Genomic DNA, 9,934 nt, shown 5'->3' on the forward strand with positions numbered 1-9,934 from the left:
ACACTGAAGAAGAATTATTTCGTTTTTTGCATCCGTGCGCTTCTTACAGCTAAGCTAAATCTAAAAAAACTAACATATGTAAGCTTAATAGTGTCTGACTGCTTAACTGCAAAAAAGTTCCTAATATTTATAAATTCTCAAAAAACGTCTCTGGCTTGTGTCTTATTGGTTTTTTAATGTCTACTTCTGGTGTACCTAGATATAAGTAGCCAACAATCTCATCTTGTTCTTTACAACCTAATGCCGCTTTAACAGCAGGGCTCTGTGCAAAATAACCTGTGCGCCAAATGCCCCCTAAACCTTGCGCAAATGCCGCTTGTTGCATTGCAAGTACAGCGCAGCCTGCACTTTGTACTTGTTCAATACGTGGCACTTTTGGGTTTTCAGTTACATCAGCAATGGCAATGATCATCATAGGAGAGCGTAGAGGTAGATCTTTAGCGCGCTCAATGGTTCTTTCATCTTGATTTTCAGCGACTGCGGCTTGATGGTAGATATCGCCTAATTTATTACGTGCATTGCCTTCAACGAGAATAAATCGCCAAGGAGCAATACAGCCATGATCAGGCACTTTAATGGCCGCTCGCTTAATAATTTCAAGTTGTTCTGCAGTTGGTCCTGGTGCGATAAGGCGAGGATCTGATTGTCGAGTTTGTAATAGCGTCAAAGCGTCCATGAATATTCCGTAAATGCTTAAGTACGATGCCCCTTAATAATCGGGGCAGAAAACCCAAGCTTATCATTTATCTTTATTAGCAATAAAGCTATTCGATGCTTTTCTAGTTAACCAATAATCTAAACTGACGTAACGACCGCCACCTGCAAAAAATAAACTTAAAAGCATAACAAAGTATATTGCGGAAAACTCAATACCATTATTTAAGATCACAGGTTTCCCTTTCGCATAGAGGTACTCTGTATAACCATGCGTTTCTAGTAACTCGCGCATTTTGGTTAATCTTTCACTGGCTTCATTGGAATTAACTAAACTGGCTTCACTTCCTGGTATTGCTAGCCAATTCAGCACTCTCGCAGGGCTGGTACTGGCATCGGTAGGTGTTACAGCAAACCAGCCATTACTGGCATGTACTGTCGTCGCTGCAACCAGCATGGTGATCATTAAAGGGATTGCTGTTAAACGAGTAAATAAACCCAATAATATAAAGATCCCACCTAAAAACTCAGTCCATGCAGCTAAAAAGGCCAGTAGAGAGGGCATAGGTAGGCCTAAACCCCATTCACTATTTCCGAACCAAGCAACAATATCATCTGATGCTAAAAAGTATTGATAAAAATGAGTTACATCACCGCTTAAAGCTAGTTTATTAAAGCCGGCGATGATCATCACTGGGGCTAAGATCAAGCGAATTAACAGGCTGGGGAGCCCATCTAAAAACTGCAGTTTATTTAAAATGCGATGGTAAAGGGGTATTAGGTGTGTGTTCAACATAGCGGTCTCGTGACTAAATAGATTAATCACACAGACCGCACGTTTTCTAGTTTACTTTCAATTAAATTTTACGAGCAACTTGTAGCGCTTCAAAAATCGCACGTTTTGCATCAATAGCAGCAGCTAGTTTTGCGCCACCAATAACGTGTACTTTAGCGTTTTCGGTTTGATTATCGAACGTTTCAGTATTTGACACCTGACCAATACAGGCAATCACAGTATCAACATCGAGGATTTGCTCTTCACCTTTTACCGTTATCTTCAAACCTTGCTTATCAAAGCTTAGATACTGACACTCAGCGATTTGTTTAACACCGTGTTGTTTAGCAACTTGACGGTGGATCCAACCCGTTGTTTTACCCAGTTCACTACCAAAGCGCCCTGCACTTCGCTTAAGCATGTAAATTTGACGATTGTCTTTTTCAGGCGCAGCTTCGCATTCAATACCCCATTGAGTTTTGAATTGCTCAATTGTTTGGCCTTTGTGTTCACTTAAAAAGGCAACCATATCAAAACCGATACCACCGGCACCTAGAATCGCAATTTTATCCCCTAGTTCTACTTCACCACGAATTACTTCATCGTAAGCGAATACGCGTTTGCCATCACTGCATTCTATTTTGGCTTCGCGCGGACGTACGCCTGTTGCAAACACCACATCATCGTATTGATTGAGCATATTGTCAGTAAATTCAGTACCGAGCTGTAAATCGACATTTAAACGCTTTAATTCATTAGTAAAGTAGTTAAGGGTATGGTTAAAGTCTTCTTTACCCGGCACTTGCATGGCTAAATTAAATTGGCCACCCATTTGTTCTTTACGTTCAATTAAAGTCACTTTGTGACCTTTCGCTGCTAAGTAACAACTTGCAGCAAGGCCAGCAGGGCCAGCACCCACAACCAGGACTAATCGAGAAGATGGTGCTTTTTCAAGGCTGTAATCTAACTCAAAAGCCGCTTGCGGGTTAACCAAACAGGTTGCACGTTTATTTTTAAACACATGGTCTAAGCAGCCCTGATTACAACCAATACAAATATTGATTTGCTCAGACTTATTATTAACGTATTTATTGAAAAACTCTGGGTCTGCTAATAAAGGACGTGCCATCGAAATTAAATCAGACTCGCCTGCTTCTAAAATTCCATTGGCAATTTCTGGAGTGTTAATACGGTTAACCGCGATCACTGGCACTGATACCGTTTCTTTTAAGCGTTTTGATGCTTCTTTAAATGCACCTGCTGGTACCATACTGGCAATGGTTGGTACACGAGCTTCGTGCCAACCAATACCCGTGTTAAAAATATCAACGCCAGCTTGTTGAAGTGCCAGTGCTTGTTGTTTTACTTCATCAGGTGTTGATCCATTAGGAATTAAATCCATCACAGACAAACGAAATACAATAATGAACTTTTGACTTACTTTAGCGCGTACAGCTTTAACAATTTCAACAGCCAAGCGCATGCGGTTTTCTAAACTACCGCCATAGTTGTCTGTTCTTTTATTAGTGTGGTTAGCCATGAATTCATTAATCAAATAACCTTCAGAACCCATGATTTCAACACCGTCATAACCTGCTTTTTCAGCCAATTTTGCTGAGTTAGCAAAGTCTTTTATGGTTTTTTTAATTGAACCTAACGACATTTCTTTAGGTTTATACGGATTAATAGGTGCCTGAATTGAGCTTGGCGCTTGATTGAATGGATGATAAGCATAGCGACCTGCATGCAATAATTGTAAGCAAATTTTTCCGCCATGCTGATGCACTGCATCAGTATATGCTTTGTGTTTGATCACATCATAAAATGAGTTAAATGTTGATGCGAACGGAGATAGCTTGCCACGAATATTTGGGCTATAACCACCTGTAATGATTAAACCCGTGCCGCCTTTGGCACGTGCTTCGTAGAATGCACGTAAGCGTTTACGGTTATGCCAGCCTTCTTCTAAGCCGGTATGCATTGAGCCCATAACCAAACGATTACGAAGTTCGGTATGCGGTAATTGTAATTTTTGTTCTAACATTGTGTGCCCCGTTAACTGGTCGAACCTCTATTTGAAATAGATTCTGCGGCAATAACTTAGAATAATCAACTTTTCACTGGTAATTAATATGTAGCAAATTGTCGTTTTAAACACTCTGTTACTATTTAACAGTTAATTTTAAAGTTATTCTAAGCTAAGATGAGTTCACTACTAAGCTGTACTGAATTAAGGATTTATTTTGCTAGCAAAGATATTTAAAGGCATTTGGACCGGGATTAATTTCTCCCGCCGTTTGGTCCTAAACATATTATTTCTATTACTAGTAATACTCTTCTTTGTTGCCATCACAGGTGAAGAAGACCAAGTAAAAGTAGCAGACGGAACCGTGCTACGCCTAAACTTAAATGGCCCTATTGTTGAAGAAAAAACGTATGTTGATCCTGTAGAAGCAGCAATCAACGATGCAACTATGGGTAAAGAAGCACCATCAGAAATTCTACTTGATGATGTTGTTGAAGTGATCAACCAAGCAACTAAAGATGATCGCATCAGTGTGATGCTTCTTGATCTACAAAAAATGCCAAGTGCACACATCAATAAGCTAAAACAAATAACTAAAGCAATTGATGCGTTTAAAGAAGCAGGCAAGCAAGTTATTGCAACGGGCTATTACTATACACAAGCTCAATACTATATTGCAGCCCACGCTAATGAAGTGTCTATGCACCCTTATGGTGGTGTGAGCATTGAAGGCTACGGTATGTTCCCGCTTTACTTCAAAGATGCGCTTGAAAAATTAAAAGTAACTCAACATATTTTCCGTGTTGGTACTTATAAGTCAGCGGTTGAGCCTTTTATTCGTAATGACATGTCAGATGCGGCAAAAGAAGCGAATAGCGTTTGGTTAACTGCACTTTGGAACGAGTATAAAACTGACGTTGCTGCGAGCCGTCCATTCGACGAAAGTAATTTCGATGAAGATATGGATGTTTACCTTGCAAAAATGCAAGCAGTTGACGGTAACTCGGGCCAATACGCTCTAAATAATCAGTGGGTTGATTCTTTAAAAACCTCACAACAAATTCGCCAACAGCTTATTGAGTTAGTTGGTGCAGAAGAAACAGGCAAAACCTTTAAGCAAGTAAGCTTCCGTGAGTATTTATCCCTTGTAAAACCACCTGTTGAGTTCGATAACCCAATTACTGAAAAAGTAGCTGTGGTTGTTGCGAAAGGCACCATTGTTGATGGCGAGCGTAAAGCAGGTGAAATTGGTGGTGACTCTACAGCAGCCCTACTTCGCAAAGCGCGTCTTGATGACAAAGTGAAAGCCGTTGTACTACGCATCGATTCAGGTGGTGGTAGTATGTTTGCTTCTGAAGTTATCCGTGCTGAAGTATTAGCTCTTAAAGCAGCGGGTAAACCGGTTATCGCTTCAATGAGCTCAGTGGCAGCATCAGGTGGTTACTGGATTGCATCTGCAGCCAATGAAATTTGGGCAGCCCCTAGCACAATTACAGGTTCAATCGGTGTATTCGGTACTTTCATGACGTTTGAAAATACTATGGCTGAATTAGGTATATACTCAGATGGTGTTGCTACAACAGACCTTGCTGGCTTCTCTATTGCACGCCCACTTGACGAGAAAATGTCAGATATCATTCAAATGAGCGTTGAAAATGCATACAAACGTTTTTTAAATGTAGTGGCTGAAGAGCGTAACATGACCCCTGAGCAAGTTGATAAAATTGCCCAAGGCCGTGTATGGATTGCAACTCAAGCAAAAGAACTGGGGTTAGTTGATAAACTTGGTGATAAGCAAGATGCAATTAAGGCGGCAGCTGAGCTTGCTAAGCTTAATCATTATGATGTTAAAACCATCAAGCAATCGCTCACACCACAAGAGCAAATGCTGCAAGATATCTTTGGCACCGCGGCTGTTAAGAGCTTTTTTGCTAAATCTGATTCATCACAATCAGTACTAGCAACACAAGCCAACTTACAAAGCCTAATTAATCAGTTAAGTAGTGAAATTGATAACCTAAAAGATTACAACGATCCACAAGGCGTTTACGCTCGTTGTTTAGTGTGTAATGTAATTCAATAAGTTACTTAGCTAAGCGATTTTAGGTATACTAAGCCCAGTTATTTAACTGGGCTTTTTTTATGAAACGTAAACGTATATATATCGCCTATACGGGTGGTACTATCGGTATGAAAAAATCGAGCCGTGGCTATGTTCCAGCGGAAGGTTTTTTAACCGAAACAGTGGTCAATAATGCAGAGTTTAATCGTGATGAAATGCCTTTGTTTGATATTCACGAATATTGCCCGCTCATTGATTCTTCAGATATGTCCCCTGCCCACTGGCAATTAATTGCTGACGATATTAAGAGTAAATACCAAGACTATGATGGCTTTGTGGTTCTGCATGGTACCGATACCATGGCCTACACAGCTTCTGCTTTGTCTTTCATGTTCGAAAACCTCACAAAACCTGTAATTGTGACAGGCTCACAAATTCCATTGTCGCAACTTCGTTCTGATGGCCAAGTAAACTTACTTAATGCCATGTATTTAGCCGCTAATTACCCAATTGCTGAAGTAAGCCTGTTTTTTAATAACCAATTATTCCGCGGTAACCGTGCAACAAAAGCCCATGCTGATGGCTTTGATGCCTTTGCATCACCGAACCTTGAACCATTAGCACTATCAGGAATTAATATTCAACTGATCAAAGGGCAACTTAGCCCTTATGTTGATAACGAACTACAGGTGTCAAATATCACGCCACAGCCAATTGGTGTGCTTTATCTCTATCCTGGGATCAGCCCAAAAGTGGTTAAAAGTTTAGTTAATGACGACATCAAAGCACTAGTTTTATTAAGTTTTGGCGTAGGTAATGCCCCGCAAGATCCGGCGTTCTTAGATATTCTTAATGATGCAAGTAAACGCGGTATGGTGATTGTTAATCTAACGCAGTGCTTAAAAGGCCAAGTTAATATGGGCGGTTATGCAACCGGTAATGCCTTATTAAATTGTGGTGTGATCAGTGGCTACGATATGACATTAGAAGCGTGTTTGACCAAGTTACACTACTTATTTAGTCAAAAGCTTGAAGTAGAAACAATTCGTCACTTGATGCAAGACAACCTGCGCGGTGAGCTAAGTCGTTAATGCAGCAAATACAAAAAAAGGCACCAATTGGTGCCTTTTTTATGCTTTTTGATAATTAACGAACTTTTTCGTCAATCTCAACTAAGTCTGTTAAATGGCAAATCTCACCACTGTGAGTTTTAATACCATGTTCACCGAAGTAGTCACGTTGTGCTTGAACTAGATGACCATTACTTGGTGTTGTTAACGTCGCAATGTAAGTTTGCGTTGCTGTTAACACTGGGAATGCAAGACCAGATGAAACTGCTGCACCCGTTACTTTACGTAATGCTGCTGATTCACGCTGCATAGAATCAATAAATTCTACACCTTCAGCTACATTGTCTAAGTAATCAGCACGGATGATACAACCTGCGCGCCACGTTTGTAGCGTTTTAGAAAGATCTACTTTCCACTGATGCGCACGAGACGCACCTTTGATAAGCGCTAAACCTTGGCGGTAAGCAAGTAAACTTGCCAATGTGAATGCGTCTTTTAGCTCTGCTAAGTCTAAATCAACGGTATCAGTTGCTTTAGCAGCGTAAGTCATTTCTTTAGCAGCATGCGTATCACACGTATTTGTTAAGTGACGTGCTTGAACAGCTGCAACTAGTGATGGCACTGCAATTCCAAGCTCTAGGGCATTTTGTGCAGTCCATAAACCCGTGCCTTTCGCGCCAACTTTATTGTCGATTAAATCAACTAGTGGCTCACCTTCTGTCGTTTCAAGGCTTAAGATATGGCTTGAAATTGACAATAAGTAGCTATTTAAAGTGCCTTCAGACCATTCATTGAAAATGTCAGCCACTTCTTTTGGTGAACGATTAGTACCTAAACGTAATAATTGATACATTTCTGCAATTAATTGCATTAACGCATATTCGATACCGTTATGAACCATTTTCACAAAGTGACCACTTGCAGATTGGCCTACACGAGCAAAACACGACTCACCTTTGTAGCTTGCCGCTACCTTTTCAAACCACGGCTCAACACGCTCCCAGCCGCCTTCTGAACCACTTGCCATCATTGCAGGACCGTGACGTGCGCCTTCTGCACCGCCAGAAATACCCATAGTGGCAAATTCAAATTTGTTTTGATATTTAAGTTTACGGCTAATGCCATCTTTGTAGTTACTGTTGCCGCAATCTACGATAATGTCATCACAGTCAACACCTGCTTCAGCAAGCTCTGTACATACTTTATCAACCAATTCACCAGCAGGAACTAAAAGAAGAATCGAACGAGGCGGCTCTAAGCGTCTAACCATATCATTTAAATCAGACACAATATGTAAACGGTCTGCCAAACCTAGTGCTTTCGCACAGCTTAGTAACTCGGCACCCGCATCTGGGTTTTTATCATAAGCTACTAATGTCAGCCCTTTTTCAATCAGGTTGAGGGCAAGATTTTTACCCATAACGCCTAACCCTACTAATGCAACTTGCATTTAGTGTCCTCCTCGGTAACAACTATTGGTTAGTTAATCAAAATAATTACGCGCGCATTATACCCAAGCAGCCCAAAAATGCGAGCTTGACAGCCAACTTGAGATAAATCATCGAAATCATGAAGCGACGTTGCCCTCAGTATATCAAAATAACCAAGGCATCGGACCAGATTTTTATAATACCCTTTAAAAAGGTATGTGTATTGACGCTACCTGACACCGGTGTCATAATAACGTCATTCACGCTTTGTATACTCAATAATTAATACAAAGAGCCAGATTCTCATAAGTAAAAACAATCATTTTTTACTTATGAGTTCTACATTGTGCTTATGTATAAGCCTATATTAAAGGTTTATAGCACGACATTTTAATAGATAACCATCAATTCGCTTAATATATTTGAGCGCACAGGAGAATTTGATGCTAAGACGCACAAAAATTGTTGCGACCCTTGGACCGGCAACCGATCGCGATAACAACCTAGAAAAAATTATTCGTGCAGGTGCAAATGTGGTTCGTTTGAACTTCTCACATGGCGTAGCACAAGATCACAAAGACCGCGCAGAAGCGGTACGCAGCATTGCTAAGCGTTTAGGCAAACACGTTGCTATCCTTGCAGACTTACAAGGTCCTAAAATTCGTGTATCAACGTTTAAAGACGGTAAAGTAAACCTAGAAGTTGGCGCAAAATTTACCCTTGATGCAAAAATGGAAAAAGGCCAAGGCGACGTTAATGCGGTAGGTATCGACTATAAAGAGCTACCTAACGACGTTAAAACAGGCGACTTACTGTTATTAAACGATGGTTTAATTCAATTAACGGTAGATAGCGTTGATGGTGACCTAGTGCACACAACTGTTACTGTTGGTGGTGTGCTTTCGAACAATAAAGGTATTAACCGTTTAGGTGGTGGTTTAACAGCCCCTGCTTTCACTGATAAAGATAAAGAAGATTTAATTACTGCCACTGAGATTGGCGTTGATTATATTGCTGTTTCATTCCCACGCAGTGGTGATGACATGCGTTATGTTCGCTCTTTAGCAGAAGCCGCTGGCTCAAACGCACAACTATTAGCGAAAATCGAACGTGCAGAAGCCGTTGAAAACGTTGAAGCAATTGACGATATCGTACTTGCTTCTGACGCTGTAATGGTTGCTCGTGGTGACTTAGGTGTTGAAATTGGTGATGCAGCCCTAGTTGGTAAGCAAAAGCTTATCATTAGCCGTGCTCGTTCACTTAACCGTACAGTTGTTACTGCAACACAAATGATGGAATCTATGATCGATAACCCTATGCCAACACGTGCAGAGGTTATGGACGTAGCAAACGCCGTATTAGATGGTACTGATGCAGTTATGTTATCTGCTGAAACAGCCGCTGGTGACTACCCTGAAGAAACAGTAGCTACTATGGCTCGCGTTTGTTTAGGTGCTGAATCACAAAAAGAAACGCACGTTTCTAAGCATCGTTTAGACAGCCGTTTTTCATCAAATGCTGAATCAATTGCATTATCTGCGATGTATGCAGCTAACCACTTAGATTCTGTTAAAGCTATTGTGACTCTGACTGAATCAGGTAGTACAGCTAAATTGATGTCGCGCATCAGCTCTGGTTTACCAATTTATTCATTATCACGTCATCCAAGCACACTGGGCCAAACAGCACTTTACCGTGGTGTTTATCCTGTATTTTTCGATTCAACGAAGTGTGAAGATGAAAGCATGGTACGTGATGCATTAAACACACTTGTTGAGCAAGGCTCACTAGTAGCTGGTGATACTGTGATTTTAACTCACGGTGATGCAATGGAAACGATTGGTGCAACAAACACTATGAAGATTGTAACTGTTTAATCTGTTACGAATTTTCATTAAAAAAGGCGCAATTAATAAT

General features: G+C 40.7%; 7 protein-coding genes. 3 read left to right on the forward strand and 4 right to left on the reverse strand.

Going from position 1 to position 9,934, the window contains the following annotated elements; translation table 11 throughout:
• Positions 1–127: 127 nt before the first annotated feature.
• The 3 genes from L1D51_RS10575 to L1D51_RS10585 all read right to left on the reverse strand — a co-directional run bounded on the left by L1D51_RS10575 (position 128) and on the right by L1D51_RS10585 (position 3,473).
• A complete protein-coding gene (locus L1D51_RS10575) occupies positions 128–676 on the reverse strand; it encodes an NAD(P)H nitroreductase (protein WP_054561416.1) in 549 nt (182 codons plus the stop codon).
• Positions 677–739: 63 nt separating this feature from the next.
• On the reverse strand, positions 740–1,450 hold the full coding sequence (locus L1D51_RS10580) for an HvfX family Cu-binding RiPP maturation protein (RefSeq protein WP_054561995.1): 711 nt from the start codon (positions 1,448–1,450) through the stop codon (positions 740–742).
• 61 nt (positions 1,451–1,511) lie between these two features.
• The gene (locus L1D51_RS10585; RefSeq protein ID WP_239963635.1) at positions 1,512–3,473 is read right to left on the reverse strand and encodes an oxidoreductase; all 1,962 of its coding nucleotides are present in this window, start codon (positions 3,471–3,473) and stop codon (positions 1,512–1,514) included.
• Between the two features lie 199 nt (positions 3,474–3,672).
• Between L1D51_RS10585 and sppA the strand changes: the two genes are divergently transcribed.
• Both sppA and ansA read left to right on the forward strand, forming a co-directional pair.
• Positions 3,673–5,538, forward strand: coding sequence for a signal peptide peptidase SppA (gene sppA / locus L1D51_RS10590; RefSeq protein WP_239963636.1), 1,866 nt, complete (start codon positions 3,673–3,675; stop codon positions 5,536–5,538).
• A gap of 59 nt (positions 5,539–5,597) precedes the next feature.
• Positions 5,598–6,608 carry an asparaginase gene (gene ansA, locus L1D51_RS10595; protein ID WP_054561413.1) on the forward strand — a complete coding sequence of 337 codons (1,011 nt, stop codon included), beginning with the start codon at positions 5,598–5,600 and terminating at the stop codon, positions 6,606–6,608.
• Positions 6,609–6,663: 55 nt separating this feature from the next.
• Here the strand turns inward: ansA and gndA are convergent, their stop codons facing one another.
• Positions 6,664–8,037, reverse strand: coding sequence for an NADP-dependent phosphogluconate dehydrogenase (gene gndA, locus L1D51_RS10600; protein WP_055022232.1), 1,374 nt, complete (start codon positions 8,035–8,037; stop codon positions 6,664–6,666).
• 423 nt (positions 8,038–8,460) lie between these two features.
• Here gndA and pyk point away from each other — a divergent pair, with 423 nt between their 5' ends.
• Complete coding sequence (pyk, locus tag L1D51_RS10605; protein ID WP_054561412.1) at positions 8,461–9,894, forward strand: pyruvate kinase; 1,434 nt, start codon at positions 8,461–8,463, stop codon at positions 9,892–9,894.
• Positions 9,895–9,934 lie beyond the last annotated feature (40 nt).

This window comes from Pseudoalteromonas shioyasakiensis (assembly GCF_022398475.1).
GTDB lineage: Bacteria > Pseudomonadota > Gammaproteobacteria > Enterobacterales > Alteromonadaceae > Pseudoalteromonas.

Bases quoted from the DNA above. Each gene is read 5' to 3' on its own strand.
- L1D51_RS10575 (WP_054561416.1), bottom strand. From the start codon at position 676: ATGGACGCTTTGACGCTATTACAAACTCGACAATCAGATCCTCGCCTT.
- L1D51_RS10585 (WP_239963635.1), bottom strand. From the start codon at position 3,473: ATGTTAGAACAAAAATTACAATTACCGCATACCGAACTTCGTAATCGT.
- gndA (WP_055022232.1), bottom strand. From the start codon at position 8,037: ATGCAAGTTGCATTAGTAGGGTTAGGCGTTATGGGTAAAAATCTTGCC.
- L1D51_RS10580 (WP_054561995.1), bottom strand. From the start codon at position 1,450: ATGTTGAACACACACCTAATACCCCTTTACCATCGCATTTTAAATAAA.
- pyk (WP_054561412.1), top strand. From the start codon at position 8,461: ATGCTAAGACGCACAAAAATTGTTGCGACCCTTGGACCGGCAACCGAT.
- ansA (WP_054561413.1), top strand. From the start codon at position 5,598: ATGAAACGTAAACGTATATATATCGCCTATACGGGTGGTACTATCGGT.